Raw genomic sequence first — 20,242 nt, forward strand, 5'->3', positions numbered from 1 at the left:
TTTACATCCCGCCATGCAGGACGGCATCTATATATTGATTGCTGTTTATTAACTCATCTGCAATCCTGGAAGACAGCAGCTGGATGTGTTCTGCTCCAAAACCAATATATAAGGAGACAAGGCTTAAAAAAATGACAGGGGCAATAAACTGCACTTTTCTAAGGGTACTTATATCGCTAAAATATTCAAAGCTGGAATGCCTTGGGCGCTCTACAGCTGTTTTCCAGAACACCTCGGCCCACAATTTCGCGATAATCACCAAGGTAATAAAACTGGCAAAAATGATTGCAGCTATTGTCCAGTAGTTTTCTCCCGTAAATCCTGCCTGGATTAAAGAAATCTTGGGCCAAAATCCTGAAAGTGGGGGAATTCCAACCAGGGAAAATAATGGAATAAACAGCAGTAAACTTAATTTTGGATACTGTGCATAAAACCCTCCTAAAACTTTCATACTATTAGAAGCTTTAATTTTATAAAGGATTCCGCTAAGCATAAATAAATTTGTCTTTACCACAATATCGTGTATAAGATAAAAAACCGCCCCGGCCACGGCTACCTCGGTAAACATTCCAAGCCCCGCAATCATATATCCAATATGGCAGATAATTAGATAGGAGAAAAGCTTTCTTACATTATTTTGTACCAGCGCCCCTAAACCTCCACTAATTAAGGTGAAAATTGCCACGGCAATAAGGATCTGGTCCAGGAAAACATCGCCCACAAAAATCAGTGTAAAAACGCGTATTAGCGCGTACACCCCAACTTTAGTAAGCAACCCTCCAAAAATAGAGGACACGGCAGAGGGCGGGGTATGGTAGGATGCGGGCAGCCAGAAATAAAGTGGAAAAACCGCGGCTTTAATCCCAAATCCTATCAGGAACAAAATTGCGGTTACCTCAACCAGGCCACGGTTTTGCACTGCGGCTACCTTCCCTGCAAGATCGGCCATGTTCAGGCTTCCGGTTAATCCGTACAGCACGGCTATGGCCGTAAGAAATATGATGGATGCAAGAATATTAAGCGTAAAATATTTTACAGCACCTTCCAGCTGAGCTTTTTCGCCGCCAATGGTGATTAGCACAAAAGAACTAATGATGATAATTTCAAACCAAACATAAAGGTTAAAAATATCCCCTGTTAAAAATGCCCCGTTAAGCCCGAGCAATAAAAAATGAAATATGGGAAAATAGCCAAACCGCAACCTGTCCGGGATTACAGAGCCCGAGGAGAAAACAGAAACCGCAAGGCCGGAGATTGCAGTGAGCAATACCAGGGTTGCTGAAAAGGTATCTGCAGCAAAGGTGATCCCAAAGGGTGCATCCCAGTTTCCTGCCTGTACCGAATAAATTCCGTTCTGCCAGATTTCAGAAAAAATATAAATGGTAAGCGCCAGATTTACGCTACTCCCAAGGATACTGATAATGCGTTGCGCATTAATCCTGTTCCAAAAAAACATCAGGATAATGGCAAGCAGAATTTGCAAAAAAAGAGGATATATAATTATTTGCTGTGTCATGAATCTTCGTCGGTTGCGTTCATTTCATCTAAATCATCGGTCTTCACCACTTTGTGCGCCCTTCTTACCAGGATAATGGCAAAAGACTGAAGGCCGAAGCTTATAACAATCGCCGTTAAAATTAATGCCTGTGGAACAGGATCTGCATAGGCATCCAGAAAAACTTCAGAAGTTTCCGGGATAATTGGCGGTGCCCCTTTGGTGATCCTTCCAAGGAGGAAGATGAGCAAATTCGCCCCGTTTCCTATAAGTATAATTCCAATGATTAGCTTCACCAGGCTGCGGCGCAAAATCATATAAATGCCCGCGGCGTATAGAATACCTATCATTAAAGCTAAAAGTATTTCCATTGATTAAGCCGATTCTGTAATTGTGAAAATTATCGTTAAGGTTACGCCAACTACCACCAGGTAAACACCAATATCAAAAAACATGGCAGAACCCACAGAGCCGAGCACCGGGATATGCCCATGCATCCAAAGGCCCGTCATAAAAGGCATGTCTGCAAAAAGCACGGGTGCCATTCCGCTTAAAAAGGAAACGGCCAGGCCGGTGGGCATTAGAAATCCGGGATGGATTTTAAGCAAATCTTTGGTATTCTTAAGGCCGTTGGCAAAAGAATGCAAAACAAAAGCTATGGCTGCAATAAGGCCGCCAACAAAACCACCGCCCGGTAAATAGTGGCCCCTTAGCAAAATAAAAATAGAGAACAGCAAAAGCACCGGCAAAAGGTAATTAGATGCTGTTCTTAATATTAAAGTTTTCATGCGCTATCTCCCCAATTTATTTTATTCTATCTGAACTTTTAAGCCTGAGCTTCAACAATCCAAATACCCCAATTGCCGATATGGCCAGTACAGAAATTTCTATCATTGTATCTGCTCCCCTAAAATCTACTAATATCACATTCACCACGTTTTTACCATGCGCCATGATATAGGCATTTTTGGCGTAAAAATCCCCAATTTCATTATGTACCGGTTCAGAAAGTACTTCCAAAGCCAAAATTCCCACAATAAGTCCGAAGGCACAGGAAATGATCCCGTCTTTAATCCGCATCTTATAATCAGAAAGTGTGAGATATCTGGGCAGTTTATACAATACCAGCACAAATAAAATTACCGTAAGGGTATCAATAGAAAACTGCGTCATGGCCAGGTCTGGCGCGCTGTAAAAGACAAATATCAGGCAAATGGCCAGACCTATCACTCCCATTGCCGCTACTGCCGCCAGCCTTGAACCGGTAAAAACGGTATAAAAAACCCCGACAATTAAAATTACGGTAGCTACAATTTCATATATAGAAAGTTTGCTGAGAGAGGAGTAATCCAGCTCCAGTTTTGTATTTCCAATCATGGTATATCCCACCAGCACTACCAGAAAGACAATAATCGTGGAAACATAATTTCTTAAATACCCATTCTGAAATAATCTTGTCCAGTAAGTTGAAAAACTTACAAAACCTCTGTTCCCGGCTTCCAGGATCGTTTTGGGAGCTGCAGGATTAAATTTAGAAATAAAGCCCACCAGTTTCTCTGAAGGTTTTACAACAAAATACAGGATCGTACCCACTACAATAGTAATAAGGCTAAGGATAAATGCAGTGTTAAACCCATGCCAAAGGGCAAGGTGAATTTCTTCGGGATTCTGTCCCAATGCGGTAACCACAGGCTTTATAATGTTATCCTGAATGAGCGCGGGAAAAATCCCAAAAGCCATTCCCAATATTGCCAGCAATAAAGGTGGTAACCACATTAGCAAAGGAGGCATATGGATTTTCTGAAAACGTTCCGGCAGCTTTCCTTTAAACGGACTTATTCCCGCCACAAAACCTGCCCACAGTAATAGTATTTTGGTAGTAACTATAGAAACAACAAGAATAATATTGAAAACTTCGGGATGCAGCGTACCTTCATAGGTAAGCTCCTTTCCTAAAAACCCTATACTCGGTGGGATTCCCGCACTCGATATCGCTGCGAAAAATCCCGCAATGGCCACTGGCATTAAAACTTTACGAAGGCCCGCCAGCGCGGTAACATCTCTTGTGCCTGTTTCGTGATCTATAACGCCCGTTACCAGGAACAAAGTTGCTTTATACAGCGCATGTACTATAATAAATACGGCAGCCGCCAGAAAGGTATCGCGTGTTCCCATTCCTATTAAAAACACCAGAATCCCCAGCGCAGAAATTGTTGAATACGCAAGTATTCCTTTTAGATCTGTCCTGAACAGGCTATGTACGGCAGAATACACCATGGTCACCGCGCCTACGATTATTAAAGTGGTATTCCAGATCTCTTCTCCTCCTAAAACAGGAGTAAGCCTCATCAATAAGTAAATACCTGCCTTTACCATAGTGGCAGAATGCAGGTAGGTAGAAACCGGCGTAGGAGCCTTCATCGCCCCGGGCAGCCAGAAGTGGAATGGAAACTGGGCAGATTTGGTAAATGCCGCTATAAAAATGAATATAACAGCAAGAATATAATATTCGTGGCCGGCGATGGCTTCTTTCATGCTCAGCATTTCTGTAATGCTGTAAGTACCGGTAATATTTCCCAAAACAAGGCCGGCAAGCAGGAGGAACAAACCTCCAATTCCCGTTATTCCCAATGCTGTTAAAGCCGATTTTCTTGAGGCTTCGCTGGTGTTATTAAAGCCAATCAGGAAAAAGGAGCTAATGCTGGTAAGTTCCCAGAAGGTGAACAGCGAAATCATATTATCTGAAAGTACCAATCCCAGCATTGCGGCCATAAAGGCTGCGAGATAGCCGTAGAACCTGTCCAGGTATTCATGCCCCTTAAGATAAGACGAGGTATAGGCAAACACCAGGAAACCAATCCCGGTAATCATCAGGGAAAATAGCAGGGAAAGACCATCTAAGGTAAATCCTAGGTTTACCCCAAAGGAAGGTACCCACTCGTAAGATTGCCGAATTACTTCCCCATTGCCAACTTCAGGAATAAATCTGCAGAAATAAATAAAAAGTCCCAGCGGGATAAGAGAGGCCAGAACTGAGAATTTTCCTTTGAAGAACCTCCCGGCAAAGAGCAGGAAGACCGCAAATAAAAACCCTAAAAGTATTGCTATAAGCATATTTTCGAAAAAATTCCGTGTCTAGGCAAATATAACAGGAATATTTAAGTTTTTGGAAATTGAAGCTGCACATATCTGCTGCTGTAGATGCAAGAAAAACAGAATAGCCTATAATGCAATTACTAAACGATTAATTAACCGCCAAATTCTTAAAAACCTAAGTTCCTTAAATCCCGATATAAGGAGCAAAATCCTAAGCTATTATTTAACGCAAGAAATTATCGATTATCAATAATTTTAAATAAGTTTGTTATTGTAAAACAATAATAATTACATGAAACCTCCTTTTTTATTAAAGACCATCCTGGATATTGCTTTTATACTTTTAATCCTGAGCTTTTTTGGAACAAGTGTAGTGGTATTTTTCTATATTTTTACCAATGAGCCTGTTATCCCTATTTTTATCAATGAAACAGAGATCCCCCGGGCAACTTCTGCTGTTAAATTACTTCTTGTGGCAGAGATACTAGGTTCCGCGCTATTCCTTTATACGGTATTCCTCATCAAAAAACTGATAAGAGAATTCTTCAGAAATAAATTATTCACCAGGATTCAGATCTCCCTCTTAAATTTAGTTGGACAGCTTATCATATTCACTACTATTGTTCAGGGAACCATACAATTTTTTGAAAAAATAGTAATGCAACAGCGGCTATCCTTTAGCATCATAACAGAATTCAGCTTTGGATCGCTCTGGTTCATTATAGCCGTTGGCCTGTTTTTTATGTATCTGGCAAGGCTTTTTCAACAGGCGAAATTCATAAAAGAGGAACACGACTTAACGGTTTAAACCATGCCAATAAACATTAATTTAGATGTGATGCTGGAACAGCGAGGTATGAAGAGTAATGAACTTGCTGAAAAAATAGGTATTACCACGGCCAATCTTTCCATCTTAAAAACAGGAAAGGCCAAAGCAGTACGTTTCTCTACTCTGGAAGCCATTTGCCGAGAGCTGGATTGCCAGCCGGGCGATATTCTGGAATATACTGCAGAAGAATAACAGCCATCTCTGATATTATTTTTAATTTACAGCCAAAACTTAACACATGCGCTTATTAATTGCTATTTTATTCTGCTCTACCATTTGTTTCAGCCAAACCAACACCTATAACATCTCTTTTAAAAACGCCGTACATCACGAGGCAAATATCAAGGCTAGTTTTCCAGATTTGGATTCTAAAGTCCTTGTTTTAAGAATGAGCCGCACTTCCCCCGGCAGGTATGCCCTGCATGAATTTATTAAGAATGTTTATGGAGTTAAAGCTACCAACAGCAAAGGCAAGGAGCTGGAAATCAACAGGCCCGATGCCTATTCCTGGGAAATTTCAGGCCATGACGGCACGGTGAATATAGAATACACACTATTTGCCAACCGGGCAGATGGCACTTACACACAGGTGGATCTAACCCATGCGCATTTAAACATTCCTGCCACTTTTATTTATTCTGAAGAATTAAAGCAACGCCCCATAGAGGTTACATTTAATACTGAAGGTCATCCGGACTGGAAAATTGCCACCCAGCTGAAGCATTTAAGCGGCAACAAATATTTTGCGCCAGATTTGTATTATTTTATGGACAGCCCTACAGAAATTAGTGATTTTGACCTGAGGGAATATACGGTGGATGGTAAAAACATCAGGTTTGTGCTGCATCACCCGGGAACAGCGCAGGAATTTGACCAATATTGGGAACAGGTAAAAAAGATCGTGGCCCAGGAAAAAGCGGTATATGAGGAACTCCCGGATTATGATTTTGGGGAATATACCTTCCTGGCCTGTTATATGCCAAACGTTTCGGGCGACGGAATGGAGCACCGCAACAGCACCGTTTTAACCGATGTGGAAAGTTTAGGCGAAGGCGGAATGCAGGGCAATATCGGTACGGTTTCCCATGAATATTTTCACTCCTGGAATGTAGAACGTATACGGCCTAAATCTCTTGAACCCTTTAATTTTACTGAAGCCAACATGAGCGGCGCCCTCTGGTTTGCCGAAGGTTTTACCAGTTATTACACCGGCCTTATCCTTTGCCGTGCGGGAATCACCACTCCCGAAGAATATGTAAACAGCCTCAACGGCACGTTTAATTATGTATGGAATTCCCCGGCAAGACAGTATTTTAGCCCTATAGAAATGAGTTTCCAGGCACCGTTTGTAGACGCGGCGACCTCAGTAGATCCTGTAAACCGGCAAAACACCTTTATTTCCTATTATTCCTACGGAAGTATCCTGGGGCTTGCACTGGACCTTAAACTACGGGAAAAAGGCCTTAACCTGGATGATTTTATGAAGCTGGCGTGGGAGACGTATGGCGAACCGGAAATTCCATACACTATTGACGACCTGGAAATAAGTTTAAGCAAATATGCCGGAAAGGAATTTGCTTCAGATTTCTTCAGCAATTATATCTATTACAGCAATATGCCTGATTATAAGGAACTTTTTAAAACGGTTGGACTGGAACTTTCCCAAAACAAAGAGCAGGCATATTCCGGGATATCTGTTCGTGAAACAGAAAGGGAACTTCTGATTAGCAGAGGCCCGCAAAAAGGGACACCTGCATATATAGCAGGACTGGAAGAAGGCAATAAAATTATCGCTGTTAATTCTGCAGAAATTAGCAGTAAAGAAGCCTGGGATAATGAAATGGAAAGTTTTAAACCAGGAGATACCTTTAAAATCACCATTTCCAGTTATGGAGAAGAACGCACGGAAGAAGTAAAACTTCAGCCTGATCCTGCTTATACCATCAGAATAGCTCAAAATGCTCCTGCTTCAGCTAAAGCTGCCAGGGAAAAATGGCTTTCAGCTAAATAAAAATTAGGGAAAGAGGCAATGAAGTAAAAAGCAAAGGGTTTGGTTTTAAAAAATAAAAATAATTCGCGGCTACGCGGAAAAAGAAAGAGAGCGGAGCTGTTTCAAAAGCAAAACGAAACCTATAGAGGAAAGCAAGAACAGATTGCTTCGATTATCGTCTCGTATTTCCGGTACTAATCCGTTTATCCTGTTTAATTTTTTTTAATTAAAAAAAGCCTGTCGCGAGTAAATCACAACAGGCTTTTTTTATGATGAACAACTACTCCGGATTAATCTGCCAGAATAATTGCTTTATTATCTTTCATTTCAAGAACCCCGCCTTCAATTGCATAGTACAAAACATTGGCTTCTGAAGAAGATTTCCTGATATTTTTGTTCAATTTTTCAGTTTCAGCACCTGCCGCAAGATTAATTTTTACTTCTCCTTTGGTTAAAGTAGAAACTATAGGCGCGTGATTATTAAGCATTTGAAATTCACCATTGTGCCCGGGAACCTTTACCGCATCTACTTCGGCTTCAAAAATCACTGCTTCAGGAGTTACTATTTCTAAATACATTGTTTTTAGTATTGAGTATTGAGTATTGAGTAAGTGGTTTTGATAATTCTCAAAATTACCTACCCAGTACTTCTTACTATTTTAAGATTCCGCCAGCATTTTTTCACCGGCCTCAATCGCGTCTTCTATAGTCCCCTTAAGGTTAAAAGCGGCTTCCGGAAGGTGATCCAGCTCCCCATCCATAATCATATTAAATCCTTTAATGGTATCTTTAATATCTACCAACACTCCTTTAAGGCCTGTAAACTGCTCGGCTACGTGGAATGGCTGAGACAGGAAACGCTGTACACGCCTTGCCCGCGAAACCGCAAGTTTATCCTCTTCAGAAAGTTCTTCCATCCCAAGAATAGCGATAATATCCTGCAATTCTTTGTACCGCTGAAGTAGCTCTTTTACCCTTTGAGCACAATTGTAATGATCTTTTCCTAAAATTTCAGGAGTAAGAATCCTTGAAGTTGAATCTAATGGATCTACCGCAGGATAAATACCAAGCTCGGCGATTTTACGTGAAAGTACAGTGGTTGCATCCAGGTGGGCAAATGTTGTTGCCGGCGCCGGGTCTGTCAAGTCATCTGCAGGCACATAAACCGCCTGTACAGAGGTAATAGATCCATTTTTAGTGGAAGTAATCCTTTCCTGCATGGCACCCATTTCGGTGGCAAGCGTTGGCTGATAACCCACCGCAGAAGGCATACGCCCAAGAAGTGCGGACACCTCTGAACCTGCCTGGGTAAATCTAAAAATGTTATCTACAAAGAAAAGTACATCTTTCCCCTGCCCTTCTCCGGCTCCATCCCTAAAATATTCTGCAATAGTCAAACCTGAAAGCGCCACACGTGCACGTGCCCCGGGTGGTTCGTTCATTTGCCCGAATACGAAAGTTGCCTTGGAATCTTTCATGGCCTTTTTATCTACTTTCTGAAGGTCCCAGCCGCCTTCTTCCATAGAATGCATAAAATCTTCGCCATATTTTATAATTCCGGATTCCAGCATCTCTCTTAAAAGGTCGTTACCTTCCCTTGTTCTTTCACCAACCCCGGCAAAAACAGAAAGACCACCGTGGCCTTTGGCGATATTGTTAATAAGCTCCTGGATAAGTACGGTTTTACCCACACCGGCACCTCCAAAAAGGCCAATTTTACCACCTTTAGAGTAAGGCTCAATAAGGTCTATTACCTTAATCCCGGTAAAAAGCACTTCAGTAGAAACAGATAAATCCTCAAATTTTGGCGCTTCACGGTGGATTGGAAGACCGTCTTTTCCTGATTTTGGAAGATTTCCAAGACCATCAATCGCGTCTCCAATTACATTGAACAAACGGCCGTACACATCTGCACCAACGGGCATTTGTATGGGAGAACCTGTGGCAAGCACTTCAACTCCCCTGCTCAAACCATCTGTAGAATCCATTGAGATAGTACGTACAGTATCTTCTCCCACGTGGGACTGTACTTCTAATACTAAAATGGAACCGTCTTTTCTTGTAATCTCCAGAGAATCGTAAATTCTCGGTAATTCACTGTTTTCTGAGTCGAACACAACATCAACTACAGGGCCAATAATCTGGGCAACTTTACCTGTGACTTTAGACATTATCTAATTCTTTATTGTTTACTATTTAAAATCTGAAAAAATCTATAAGGCTGACTTATAATTACGTAAGCCCTGAAAGAGCCTTTTTCAGGCTGCAAAGATAGTTTTTTCTTTATAAAATCATAGAGCGCAAGAAATAACTTTTTTACCTCATATCCAAGCCAGCATTTTCCCGCTTTCTCCAAAGAATTTTGACTACGGAAGGGCATAAAAAAACCCCTTATTAAAGAACAAGAGGTTTTTTTTAAAATAAATTGTCGCTCTACTTTATTCTACTGTAACTGATTTTGCCAGGTTCCTGGGCTGATCTACGTTTTTACCAAGCATTACTGCAATGTGATAAGAGAGTAATTGTAACGGAATAGTGGTGAGCAACGGGCTCATAGATTCCATAGTTTCCGGTACTTCAATTACATGGTCTGCAAGTTCTCTAACTTCTACATCCCCATCTGTAACAATGGCGATTATTTTTCCTTTTCTGGATTTTATCTCCTGGATATTGCTAACCACTTTTTCATAATATCCTTTTCTTGTAGCGATTACCACCACCGGCATTTGCTCATCTATTAAAGCAATAGGGCCATGCTTCATCTCGGCCGCGGGATATCCCTCTGCATGAATATAAGAGATTTCCTTTAGCTTTAGCGCTCCTTCCAGGGCGACAGGGAAATTAAATCCCCGCCCCAGGTATAAGCAATTGGTAGCATTTTTATAAATACTGGCGATCTCCTTTATCTTATCGTCTGCTTTTAAAGCTTTTTCCACTTTAGCAGGAATTCTTTCAAGCTCCTGTAAATGAAATTGAAAGTCGGAATTTGAAATCGTACCCTTATGTTTGGCAAGTTTAAGCGCCATTAAAGTAAGTACGGTAATTTGAGTGGTAAAAGCCTTGGTTGAGGCCACCCCAATCTCCGGACCTGCATGAGTGTAAGCGCCGGCATGGGTTTCCCTTGAAATGGAAGATCCCACGACATTGCAAACCCCAAAAACAAAAGCCCCTTTTTCTTTGGCAAGTTTTATAGCCGCCATAGTATCTGCCGTTTCTCCACTTTGGGAAATGGCAATAACCACATCTTTTTCAGAAATAATAGGATTGCGATACCTGAACTCGGAAGCATATTCCACTTCTACAGGAATTCTTGCCAGTTCTTCAAAGATATATTCCGCAACCAGCCCTGCGTGCCAGGAAGTACCACAGGCTACAATAATTATCCTCTTGGCATTTGATATTCTTTCAATATGATCATCTACCCCGGCCATTCTTACCATACCTTTTTCAGGAAGCATTCTGCCACGATAGGTATCGCTTATGGCATCTGGCTGCTCAAAAATTTCCTTCAGCATAAAATGCTCAAAACCGCCTTTTTCAATCTGTTCAAGATTCATCTGAAGTTCATGAACATAAGGGTCTACCAGGGAATCGTCTTTGATCTTCCTGATCTTTACTTCTTTATTACGTCTTACCACAGCCATTTCCCCATCTTCAAGATAAATGGCATTGTTCGTAAATTCAATAAAAGGAGAAGCATCTGAAGCCACAAAAAATTCGTCCTCACCAATCCCTATAGCCAAAGGACTTCCCAGCCTGGCCACCACGATTTCATCTGGCTTTCTTTTATCAAAAACTGCGATAGCATAGGCTCCTACGGTTTGGTTTAGAGCAATTTGCACAGCCTTCCCCAGTTTAACACCTTCTTTTTGGATTACATCTTCAATAAGGTTCACTAAAACTTCAGTATCTGTCTCACTTTTAAAAGTATAGCCTCGTTTTTTAAGCTCTTTTTTAAGGGAATCGTAATTTTCAATAATCCCGTTGTGAATAATAACCAGGTCTCCTGAATTGGAATAATGGGGATGGGAATTTACATCATTAGGTTCACCATGAGTGGCCCAGCGGGTATGGCCAAGACCAACACTTCCACTGGTATCCACTGTACTTTCCATCTTTTCCTTAAGATCTGAAACTTTCCCCTTTGTTTTGCATAATTTCAATTCTCCTTCGTCATACAATACAATACCCGCACTGTCATAACCACGGTATTCTAACCTTTGAAGGCCTTTTAAAACAACAGGATAGGCATCTCTATGTCCAATATATCCTACAATTCCACACATAATTTCTATTGGTTTGTTTCTGTATAATAAATTCTAAGCTTTAGCCTTTTGGCATCATCACCGGCCAGATTCCCGTATAGTACAGTTCCCTTTGGAGACAGTAATGAGACCGCAGGAATGCTTTCTACTTCTTCCCCGCCTTTTACCATAGCATTGTAAGCTGCGGTGGTACCGGTTTGTACCACGCTGTTTATATTGGGCACTATAACCAGCCCCAAACGCACATTCTCAGCTTCTTCATTAAGAATATTATTAACATGCTGTGTAATTCTAAGGGTATATTTTACACCTGTGCCATCTTCTTCCCTTACCAGCCTGGAAGCAAAAGAGGTGCGCGAGTTAACGGGATCCGCCGTGGTTGTTCCGGTATCGTAGGTATAATCTACTAAAATACGGTTATTATCAAGATCATATAAGTAAACTCTTTCCGGCTCCTGTGCGCCTTCCACTGCATCCTGGTTTACGTAAAAACTCAGGTTTGCTTCATTAATAAGCCAGTTATTAGTCCGCAGCTCCTCCAGTTCAGCGTCATCCGGGAAAAGTTTAATTACCGCCATACTACCTTCACCGCCTTTAAGATAAAGGTTTTCAGCTCCCTGAATAGAATCAGAGGCGTTTATCTCCTGAAAAATATCTGCAGGATAACCTTCCTGGAAAGTGTTGAATGCATTGCTGCCTAGATTGAGTTTATAACTACTCCTTACTAAAGTATCCTCTTCATTTTCAACTTCAACCTGGTGTTTATAATATAAGGTGACCCCGGCATCGGCACTTCCTAAATTGAGCAAAGCCATGCTGCCATTTTCATTTATTGCTTCGGCCTTTATAAATAGCCCTCTGAAATAATTTCTGAAATTGGAATTATTGGTCAATACTGCATCTCCCTGCATATCCAATATCTTTTGCTGAAAATATTCCACAGATTCGTCCGGCAACTTCAGCCTTAAAGCAGGAGCCGAAATCACGGTATCATTTATAGCATCTGCCGCCGGTTCATAAGATACTATTTTCTGGTTTGAAGGCACAAAATGATCATTCTCATAGAGCACCGCTCCTCTCAGGTTCTGTTCAATAAGATTCTGCTGAGTTGAAAAATACCTTTGGCGGTCTTCAAATCCGGAATCAGGATCATAATCGTTAAGATAATAACCCGATTCGGAAACCGATAATTTTATTGGAGCTCTGGAATCTCCGTAAATAGAATCCAGAGCGTACTCAACCTCTGTATTGCCCGTTCCCTCTACAGTAGTACTAAAATACGGAATTCTTAACACCACGCTGTCCAGAACAGGTTCAGTACCAAAATTGGGAGTGGTAGATAGGGACAATTGGGTCACAATACTCGCTTCAGTTTGCCCGTAAATTTCATTATTATAAACTCCCAGAAGATAGGCCGGTAAATTGTTGGTTTGTACCGTATCTATTTTGCGGGACCATGCGGTGACCTCTACTTCCCTAAGATCCACATCTGTAGGGTTATCTATTACTTCCCCTCCAATGGTACTGTAATCTTTGTCACATGCATAAAAAGAAAAAACAACAACAGAAAGGGTTGTTATTTTTACCATCAATCTCTTAAAATTCATTAGCTGTTTTTTACTGTTTTAGGACTTTGGTAGCATAAAAATCCTGATAAGCCTGGGCAAATTCTTCCCTGTTTTTGTAAGGAAGAACGGGTTTATTGAGCCTGTTCACATATTCTTTTAGCTCGTCTGGCACATTGTCCCCACTAATAATTACTGCGTCAGAATTATCTACGGCAGTCTTTATAAGATTTACATATCCCGGCTTTTCCAAATGTTTTACATTTTTGTTTTCCATTCCGTCAAACAGGACTTTTTCCTGCATCTCTGTACTTAACGTCTCATCAAAGCTTTGATTGTAAATAGAGGTCACTATTTTTGCATCGCTAAACAACGGTTCATTACCATAGTAATTTCGCAGATACAACGGTAAAAGCGAAGCCAGCCATCCATGCACATGAATAATGTCCGGCGACCAGTTTAATTTCTTAACGGTTTCAATTACCCCTTTAGCAAAAAAGATGGCCCTTTCATCATTATCATCAAAAAGTTTTCCATCTTCATCGGTTAGAGTTGCTTTTCTTTTAAAATAATCTTCATTATCTATAAAATAAACCTGCATTCTTTCCTTTGGGATAGATGCCACCTTGATGATCAAAGGCATATCCAGATCATTTATCACCAGATTTATTCCTGAAAGTCTTATTACTTCATGTAATTGATGCCTCCTTTCATTGATATTTCCAAACCTTGGCATAAAAATACGTATCTGGCCTCCGGCATTGTTAACCATTTTAGCGGCTTCAAAGGAGGTTGATGAAATTTCGGTTTCAGGCAGGTAGGGTATAACTTCAGAGGAGACGTACAATACTCTCTTATCTTTCATAAAATCTTTGCTTTAAATGCGATTGCGAATAAAAAACACGCAAAATTACAAAAATTTATGCAGATTGCTAGTAATATATTAAGTTTGCACGCTGTTAATTTTATAATAAAATGCAGATTTTTAAAGAAAAAGAAGCTCTGAAAAGTACTCTGGAAGGTCTGCGATCTGACGGAAAAATTATTGGATTGGTTCCTACTATGGGCGCTTTACATGAAGGGCATTTCTCTCTTGTAAAAAGGGCCGCACTGGAGTGTGACCGGGTGGTGGTAAGCATCTTTGTTAACCCCACGCAATTTGACAATCCTGAAGATTTAGAAAAATATCCGCGTACTCTGGAAAAAGACCTTGAGCTCCTGCAACAGGCAGAGGAAAATCTTATCGTTTTTGTCCCCACTGCAAATGAATTGTATGGCCAGGCTGTAGTTTCAGAACATTTTAATTTTGGCGGGCTTGAGAAGGTAATGGAAGGCAGGTACAGAAACGGACATTTTGACGGAGTGGGAACCGTTATTAAATTACTTTTTGAAACCATCAGGCCTCATAAAGCATTTTTTGGCGAAAAAGATTTTCAGCAATTACAAATCATCAGGAAACTTTCTGAAAATTTGCAACTTCCCGTTGAAATTGTGGGCTGCCCCATTTTAAGAGAAGATTCCGGCCTTGCAAGGAGTTCCAGGAATGAGCGACTAAGTGAGCAGCATCGGGAAAAAGCAGCATTTATTTACCAGACTCTCCTAAAATCCAGGGAATTGTTTGGCACAAAAAGTGCAGAATACATCACCCAATGGGTAAAAGAGCAATTTAAAAACCATCCATTTTTGAAACTGGAATATTTTGAAATTGCCAATACAAAAACATTACAAACAATTAACCACAAAACCAAAGGAAATCAATACAGAGCTTTTATCGCCGCTTATGCCGGTGATGTAAGACTTATTGATAATATGCCTTTAAATAATTGATTCTGCAACATGCAAGTTCACGTAGTAAAGTCTAAAATTCACAGGGTTAAAGTTACCGGCGCCGATTTAAATTATATAGGCAGCATTACCATTGATGAAGATCTTATGGAAGCTGCAAATATTATTGAGGGGGAAAAGGTACAAATTGTTAACAACAACAACGGGGAGAGACTGGAAACTTATGTTATTCCCGGCCCTCGCAATTCGGGAGAAATAACCTTAAACGGGGCTGCCGCAAGAAAAGTTGCTAAAGGCGATGTTTTAATTTTAATCGCTTACGCTATTATGGATTTTGAAGAAGCAAAAAAATTTAAACCTTCCCTGGTCTTCCCTAATGAAGAAACCAATCTTCTCAATTAATAGCTTTTGAAGAAGAGAGCCACTAAAATTTTGAAGATCATTCTCCCGCTTGCTCTTGGGATTTTTTTTATTTGGTTTTCTATTCAAAATGCCACCCCGCAGGAAAGGCAGGAATTGCTTCATAATATCCTGAAGGCAAACCCAATGTGGATCCTTATTTCCTTAGCCTTTGGCACCCTTTCCCATTTGTCTCGTGCCTACCGCTGGAAATTCCTGTTAGACCCCCTGGGCTATCGCCCAGAATTACGTAATAGCTTTATGGCTGTAATGGTGGGTTATCTGGCCAACCTTGGTATTCCCCGTTCCGGAGAAATGCTGCGCGCCGCCACCCTTTCTTCTTACGAAAAAGTGCCTTTTGAGAAAGGCTTTGGCACCATTATCTCAGAAAGAATTGCAGACCTTATTGTCCTGCTTGCTATCGTATTGTGCTCCCTTGCTTTTCAAACAAAAATTTTGGTATCGTTTTTTGAAGCCAATAATATAAATCCGGTATTGAGCATTGGAATCTTAATGTTGTTAGTTAGCCTTGGGGTTTTGGTGCTACAGTTTATTAAAAAATCTGAATGGAAGATTGCGCTTAAATTAAGGGAAATGGCAAAGGGATTACTGGATGGAATGCGAAGCATATTAAAAATGAAAAAAAAGTGGGCTTTTATCTTTCATACCATTTTTATCTGGGCAATGTACGTTCTTATGTTTTATGTGATTACCTTTACCGTTCCTGAAACTGCTCATGCAGGAGTTGGAGCCATAATGGCTGCTTTTGTAGTAGGCTCTTTTGCCATCTCTGCCACCAACGGGGGAATTGGCGTATATCCCGTTGCAATTGGTGCCATTCTCACCTTCTACGGAATTTCAAGACAAAGCGGAGAAGCCTTCGGCTGGATAGTGTGGGGAACACAAACCCTGCTGGTATTGGTTTTAGGTGCTTTATCCTTCCTCTTTTTACCACTTTTAAACCAAAAGAAATAAATACCTATATTGTGCGGGTAAATCTATCTACCTACACCTATGATAAAAAAACTACTGTTCGCGGCGGTATTGATGTGCCATGTACTCAGCTCTGCCCAGGTTATTTATGAAAAGATCCCCTCTACAAAACTACAGGAAGAAAGAGAAATAAAAATCCAGCTTCCAAGAAATTACGAGGAAAATACAGAAAAAAGATATCCCGTGGCAATTGTGCTGGACGGCGATTATTTATTTGAACCCGTTGCCGGGATGGTGGATTATTACTCCTATTGGGAGGAGATCCCCGAAATGATTGTGGTGGGCATTAACCAGGATGGCACCCGCCAGGAAGATACCGCTTATGATGAAAACAGGTACCTGCCCGCAAAACAGGGCGCGGCCTTTTTTGAATTCCTGGGGATGGAGCTTCTTAAAAGCATAGATGAAAAATACCGTACCAATACCTTTAGAATTATTATAGGGCATGATTTTACCTCTAATTTTATAAACTATTACCTGCTCAAGCCTGATCCCGTTTTTAAAGCTTACATAAATTTAAGTCCTGACTTTGCTCCTGAAATGGCACAAAGAATCACCAATGCCCTCAATACGGCAGAATCAAAAAAATGGTTCTATCTCGCCACAGGAAGCGAGGATATCACTGATTTACAGGAAAATATCCTTTCCCTGAACAATTCTTTACAAAACCTGGATAATAAAAGGGTTTCCTATAAATTTGATAATTTTGAAGGTGCCACTCATTATTCGCTGGTAGGCAAAGCCATTCCTTCAGCCATAGAAAGTATTTTTACTGTATTCCGACCCATTTCAAAAAAGGATTATAACGAAGTACTCCTGCAAACTTCGGTTTCTCCTACAGCATACCTGGAAGAGAAGTATGAATCTATTAATGATCTCTTCGGAATAGAAAAAAAGATCAGGCTAAATGATTTTATGGCGGTGCACCAGGCGATCGAAAAAACCAGACGCTGGGACGAATATAAGGAGCTTAGCAAACTTGCCGCAGACAGTTTTCCCGGCACTATGCTGGCCACTTATTTTGAAGCCCGGTATGAAGAAGAAACAGGAAATCCAAAAAAAGCGATGCGTACCTATCAAAATGCATACGGGCAGAAAAAAATTGCTTTTTTAACGGTGGATTATATGTTGGAAAAAGCCAACGCAATTAAAAGGGATTTCGGTTATTAGCGGCAAAAACTCTTCGGGGTAAGTCCTGAGGTATTAATAAGCAATACATTTTAAATCAAGACAGCCTTGAGGCCTCTAAATCTCGATTATCGAGTAAAATGAAGTTGAAAAATGGCAAAAGTCAAAACTACTTTTTATTGCCAGAATTGTGGCGCACAATATTCAAAATGGCAGGGAAGATGTACTTCCTGCGGGGAGTGGAACACTATTGTAGAAGAAGTTGTTCAAAAGCCGGATCCAAAAGACTGGAAATCCCCCGCGGCCAAAGAAGCCAAAAGGATCGCCAAACCTTTAAAAATTGCCGAAATTGAGAATGCCCCTCAAAACAGGTGGAAAACCGGAAATAATGAGCTGGACCGGGTTTTGGGCGGCGGACTGGTTCCCGGCTCCCTCACCCTGCTTGGTGGCGAACCGGGAATTGGCAAAAGTACCTTGTTGCTTCAGATTTCCCTTCAGTTTAAATTTAAAGTGCTTTACGTTTCGGGGGAAGAAAGCCAGCAGCAAATTAAAATGCGGGCAGAGCGTATAGACCCAAATCCGGCAAACTGCTATATCCTTACAGAAACAAAAACGCAGAACATTTTTCGGCAGATCGAAGCCATTTCCCCGGAAATGGTCATTATTGACTCTATTCAGACTTTACATAGTGATTATATTGAAAGTTCCCCGGGGAGTATTTCCCAAATACGGGAATGTACTGCGGAACTTATAAAATTTGCCAAGGAAAGTGCTGTACCGGTGATCCTTATTGGCCATATTACCAAAGAAGGAAGCATAGCCGGGCCCAAAGTGCTTGAACATATGGTGGATACCGTCCTGCAGTTTGAAGGAGACCGCAACCACGTTTACCGTATTCTGCGTGCCCATAAAAACCGTTTTGGCTCCACACACGAACTGGGAATTTACGAAATGCAGGGCAGCGGACTGCGGGAGGTAAGCAACCCCTCTGAAATCCTCATTTCCAAAAATGATGAAGATTTAAGCGGTACTGCCATCGCGGCCACCCTGGAAGGCATGCGCCCGCTCATGATAGAAATCCAGGCCCTGGTAAGCACTGCCGTTTACGGTACTCCGCAACGATCTACCACGGGATACAATGCAAAAAGGCTGAATATGATCCTGGCGGTGCTGGAAAAAAGAGCAGGGTTTAAACTTGGAGCAAAAGATGTTTTCCTGAACATCACCGGTGGAATTTCGGTAGATGATCCCGCGATAGACCTTGCCGTAGTCGCGGCCATTCTAAGCTCCAATGAAGATATTCCCGTACCAAAAGATGTGTGTTTTGCTGCTGAAGTTGGGTTGGCAGGAGAAATACGTCCCGTCACCCGTGTTGAGCAAAGGATTATTGAAGCCGAAAAACTAGGTTTTGCCACCATTTTAATTTCGAAACAAAGTAAAGTCCCAAATAAAAATTATAAGATAAATATTATTAAATTAGCTAAAATTGAAGACGTTGTGAGCCATCTTTTTGGGTAATCTGGCACAGTTCGTGCTTATAATGTACTGAAAAAGAAAAACATATGCAATATTGGAGAGTTCTGGGAGTTTTAGTGGTATTTCTAGTTACAGGCTGCTCCCAGCTGAATAAAGCTTCAGATTATATTACCAATCCATCGGCCAAAGCCATTTACAAAAGGGATCTAAATGTTTCAGATACCCTGTTCAGCCTTTGGGAAAATCAGGTAGAGCTCGCACTTAACGATAGTGTACAGGTAGAGGTTCCTTACGCGGAAAAAGGGGTTTTTCTGCCCCGTACTTTCCCGGTTTATTCCTATGAAATTGGTCTTTCCCCTGGAGAACTTTTTACCTTCGAGGTAAAAACAGATTCTATTAAAGACCTGGTTTTTATTGATATTTATAGAAAAGCCGGGGATAGCCTTTCCCGCTATATCAAGGTGGAAAGTGCAGACTTTGGAAAAAAAGCAATACATTTTGAAGCTCCATCAAAAGGAGAATATAAAGTAGTTCTGCAACCAGCCATCGAAGCAAACTCTGCATTTTTGCTAAAAATGATTAAAACCCCGGTTTATCTTTTCCCTGTTGCCTCTGGCAGCAATTCTTCCATACAGAGTTTCTGGGGAGATCAAAGGGATGGCGGTGCACGCAGCCATGAAGGAATAGATATTTTTGCAAAACGGGGGACACCCGTGCTGGCAGCTACTTCAGGAAGGGTTACCTATACCGGTGAAAAAGGGCTTGGCGGCAAACAGGTCTGGCTAAGGGACAGCCGCAGACGCCAATCGCTTTATTACGCCCATTTAGACAGTATAAAACCTTTAGCGGCAACTGTAAATGCAGGGGACACGCTGGGGTTTGTTGGCAATACAGGAAATGCGCGAACTACTCCCCCACATCTTCATTTTGGGATTTACCGAAATTTTGAGGGTGCTATCAATCCTATGAACTATGTATTTCAGCCAAAAAAATTAGAGGAAGACGAATTCCTTACTTCTGCCATTCCGCATAAAACACTTACCAAAGCAGTGCAGGCAAATTTGCGCAATAAGCCTACCACCTCAAATTCTAGGATTATTGGCTCCTCCAAAGCCAGCGATACGCTCCAGATTTTGGGTAAATCAGAGGACTGGTACCACGTAAGGACATCGCAAAAAAAGGCTTCTTTTATACATCAAAGCCTGGTAACACCAATTTAAT

At 41.2% G+C, this 20,242-nt stretch carries 18 protein-coding genes; 9 read left to right on the forward strand and 9 right to left on the reverse strand.

Translation table 11 applies throughout. The features are described 5' to 3' along the window. Position 1: 1 nt before the first annotated feature. From AB8M93_RS13490 to AB8M93_RS13505, 4 genes are read right to left on the reverse strand one after another with little or no spacing between them, the layout of a single operon-like run. Positions 2–1,516, reverse strand: a complete 1,515-nt coding sequence (locus AB8M93_RS13490) for a proton-conducting transporter transmembrane domain-containing protein (RefSeq protein ID WP_373058536.1) — start codon at positions 1,514–1,516, stop codon at positions 2–4. Next, on the reverse strand, positions 1,513–1,866 hold the full coding sequence (locus tag AB8M93_RS13495) for a Na+/H+ antiporter subunit C (RefSeq protein ID WP_373058538.1): 354 nt from the start codon (positions 1,864–1,866) through the stop codon (positions 1,513–1,515). Before AB8M93_RS13495 ends, AB8M93_RS13490 begins: the two co-directional genes overlap by 4 nt. 3 nt (positions 1,867–1,869) lie before the next feature. Further along, positions 1,870–2,283 carry a Na+/H+ antiporter subunit B gene (locus tag AB8M93_RS13500; RefSeq protein ID WP_373058540.1) on the reverse strand — a complete coding sequence of 138 codons (414 nt, stop codon included), beginning with the start codon at positions 2,281–2,283 and terminating at the stop codon, positions 1,870–1,872. 16 nt (positions 2,284–2,299) lie between these two features. Continuing rightward, on the reverse strand, positions 2,300–4,609 hold the full coding sequence (locus AB8M93_RS13505) for a putative monovalent cation/H+ antiporter subunit A (protein ID WP_373058542.1): 2,310 nt from the start codon (positions 4,607–4,609) through the stop codon (positions 2,300–2,302). Positions 4,610–4,883: 274 nt separating this feature from the next. Here AB8M93_RS13505 and AB8M93_RS13510 point away from each other — a divergent pair, with 274 nt between their 5' ends. The 3 genes from AB8M93_RS13510 to AB8M93_RS13520 are packed head-to-tail and all read left to right on the forward strand — an operon-like array spanning position 4,884 to position 7,431. After that, the gene (locus AB8M93_RS13510) at positions 4,884–5,399 is read left to right on the forward strand and encodes a DUF2975 domain-containing protein (protein WP_373058544.1); all 516 of its coding nucleotides are present in this window, start codon (positions 4,884–4,886) and stop codon (positions 5,397–5,399) included. Positions 5,400–5,402: 3 nt separating this feature from the next. Then, on the forward strand, positions 5,403–5,612 hold the full coding sequence (locus AB8M93_RS13515; RefSeq protein WP_373058546.1) for a helix-turn-helix domain-containing protein: 210 nt from the start codon (positions 5,403–5,405) through the stop codon (positions 5,610–5,612). Between the two features lie 46 nt (positions 5,613–5,658). After that, a complete protein-coding gene (locus AB8M93_RS13520) occupies positions 5,659–7,431 on the forward strand; it encodes a M61 family metallopeptidase (protein WP_373058548.1) in 1,773 nt (590 codons plus the stop codon). A 269-nt stretch (positions 7,432–7,700) separates the two neighbouring features. Here AB8M93_RS13520 and AB8M93_RS13525 read toward each other — a convergent pair whose 3' ends face one another. The 5 genes from AB8M93_RS13525 to AB8M93_RS13545 form a co-directional block, all read right to left on the reverse strand. Beyond that, a complete protein-coding gene (locus tag AB8M93_RS13525; protein WP_373058550.1) occupies positions 7,701–7,988 on the reverse strand; it encodes a hypothetical protein in 288 nt (95 codons plus the stop codon). 81 nt (positions 7,989–8,069) lie between these two features. Beyond that, on the reverse strand, positions 8,070–9,581 hold the full coding sequence (gene atpD / locus AB8M93_RS13530; protein WP_373058552.1) for a F0F1 ATP synthase subunit beta: 1,512 nt from the start codon (positions 9,579–9,581) through the stop codon (positions 8,070–8,072). A gap of 267 nt (positions 9,582–9,848) precedes the next feature. Next, complete coding sequence (gene glmS / locus AB8M93_RS13535) at positions 9,849–11,696, reverse strand: glutamine--fructose-6-phosphate transaminase (isomerizing) (protein WP_373058554.1); 1,848 nt, start codon at positions 11,694–11,696, stop codon at positions 9,849–9,851. 5 nt (positions 11,697–11,701) lie between these two features. Further along, positions 11,702–13,282, reverse strand: coding sequence for a BamH family beta-barrel-assembly machinery protein (gene bamH, locus AB8M93_RS13540; RefSeq protein ID WP_373058556.1), 1,581 nt, complete (start codon positions 13,280–13,282; stop codon positions 11,702–11,704). Positions 13,283–13,292: 10 nt separating this feature from the next. Beyond that, the gene (locus tag AB8M93_RS13545; protein WP_373058558.1) at positions 13,293–14,105 is read right to left on the reverse strand and encodes a glycogen/starch synthase; all 813 of its coding nucleotides are present in this window, start codon (positions 14,103–14,105) and stop codon (positions 13,293–13,295) included. A gap of 110 nt (positions 14,106–14,215) precedes the next feature. Between AB8M93_RS13545 and panC the strand changes: the two genes are divergently transcribed. The 6 genes from panC to AB8M93_RS13575 all read left to right on the forward strand — a co-directional run bounded on the left by panC (position 14,216) and on the right by AB8M93_RS13575 (position 20,241). Further along, positions 14,216–15,067: a pantoate--beta-alanine ligase gene (gene panC, locus AB8M93_RS13550; protein ID WP_373058560.1), complete on the forward strand. Its 852-nt coding sequence runs from the start codon at positions 14,216–14,218 to the stop codon at positions 15,065–15,067. A gap of 9 nt (positions 15,068–15,076) precedes the next feature. After that, positions 15,077–15,427: an aspartate 1-decarboxylase gene (gene panD / locus AB8M93_RS13555; protein WP_373058562.1), complete on the forward strand. Its 351-nt coding sequence runs from the start codon at positions 15,077–15,079 to the stop codon at positions 15,425–15,427. Positions 15,428–15,457: 30 nt separating this feature from the next. After that, positions 15,458–16,399, forward strand: coding sequence for a lysylphosphatidylglycerol synthase transmembrane domain-containing protein (locus tag AB8M93_RS13560; RefSeq protein ID WP_373058564.1), 942 nt, complete (start codon positions 15,458–15,460; stop codon positions 16,397–16,399). Positions 16,400–16,438: 39 nt separating this feature from the next. Further along, entirely contained in the window at positions 16,439–17,587 is a 1,149-nt protein-coding gene (locus tag AB8M93_RS13565; protein WP_373058566.1) for an alpha/beta hydrolase, read from the forward strand. Between the two features lie 111 nt (positions 17,588–17,698). After that, entirely contained in the window at positions 17,699–19,063 is a 1,365-nt protein-coding gene (gene radA / locus AB8M93_RS13570; RefSeq protein ID WP_373058568.1) for a DNA repair protein RadA, read from the forward strand. A gap of 44 nt (positions 19,064–19,107) precedes the next feature. After that, the gene (locus AB8M93_RS13575) at positions 19,108–20,241 is read left to right on the forward strand and encodes a peptidoglycan DD-metalloendopeptidase family protein (protein ID WP_373058570.1); all 1,134 of its coding nucleotides are present in this window, start codon (positions 19,108–19,110) and stop codon (positions 20,239–20,241) included. Position 20,242: the final 1 nt, after the last annotated feature.

The sequence above is a fragment of the Autumnicola aciditolerans genome, from assembly GCF_041679265.1.
Lineage (GTDB): Bacteria > Bacteroidota > Bacteroidia > Flavobacteriales > Flavobacteriaceae > Autumnicola.

Bases quoted from the DNA above. Each gene is read 5' to 3' on its own strand.
- AB8M93_RS13495 (WP_373058538.1), bottom strand. From the start codon at position 1,866: ATGGAAATACTTTTAGCTTTAATGATAGGTATTCTATACGCCGCGGGC.
- bamH (WP_373058556.1), bottom strand. From the start codon at position 13,282: ATGAATTTTAAGAGATTGATGGTAAAAATAACAACCCTTTCTGTTGTT.
- AB8M93_RS13510 (WP_373058544.1), top strand. From the start codon at position 4,884: ATGAAACCTCCTTTTTTATTAAAGACCATCCTGGATATTGCTTTTATA.
- AB8M93_RS13515 (WP_373058546.1), top strand. From the start codon at position 5,403: ATGCCAATAAACATTAATTTAGATGTGATGCTGGAACAGCGAGGTATG.
- AB8M93_RS13575 (WP_373058570.1), top strand. From the start codon at position 19,108: ATGCAATATTGGAGAGTTCTGGGAGTTTTAGTGGTATTTCTAGTTACA.
- atpD (WP_373058552.1), bottom strand. From the start codon at position 9,581: ATGTCTAAAGTCACAGGTAAAGTTGCCCAGATTATTGGCCCTGTAGTT.
- AB8M93_RS13500 (WP_373058540.1), bottom strand. From the start codon at position 2,283: ATGAAAACTTTAATATTAAGAACAGCATCTAATTACCTTTTGCCGGTG.
- AB8M93_RS13545 (WP_373058558.1), bottom strand. From the start codon at position 14,105: ATGAAAGATAAGAGAGTATTGTACGTCTCCTCTGAAGTTATACCCTAC.
- AB8M93_RS13490 (WP_373058536.1), bottom strand. From the start codon at position 1,516: ATGACACAGCAAATAATTATATATCCTCTTTTTTTGCAAATTCTGCTT.
- panC (WP_373058560.1), top strand. From the start codon at position 14,216: ATGCAGATTTTTAAAGAAAAAGAAGCTCTGAAAAGTACTCTGGAAGGT.
- AB8M93_RS13565 (WP_373058566.1), top strand. From the start codon at position 16,439: ATGATAAAAAAACTACTGTTCGCGGCGGTATTGATGTGCCATGTACTC.
- AB8M93_RS13505 (WP_373058542.1), bottom strand. From the start codon at position 4,609: ATGCTTATAGCAATACTTTTAGGGTTTTTATTTGCGGTCTTCCTGCTC.
- radA (WP_373058568.1), top strand. From the start codon at position 17,699: ATGGCAAAAGTCAAAACTACTTTTTATTGCCAGAATTGTGGCGCACAA.
- AB8M93_RS13520 (WP_373058548.1), top strand. From the start codon at position 5,659: ATGCGCTTATTAATTGCTATTTTATTCTGCTCTACCATTTGTTTCAGC.
- AB8M93_RS13525 (WP_373058550.1), bottom strand. From the start codon at position 7,988: ATGTATTTAGAAATAGTAACTCCTGAAGCAGTGATTTTTGAAGCCGAA.
- panD (WP_373058562.1), top strand. From the start codon at position 15,077: ATGCAAGTTCACGTAGTAAAGTCTAAAATTCACAGGGTTAAAGTTACC.
- glmS (WP_373058554.1), bottom strand. From the start codon at position 11,696: ATGTGTGGAATTGTAGGATATATTGGACATAGAGATGCCTATCCTGTT.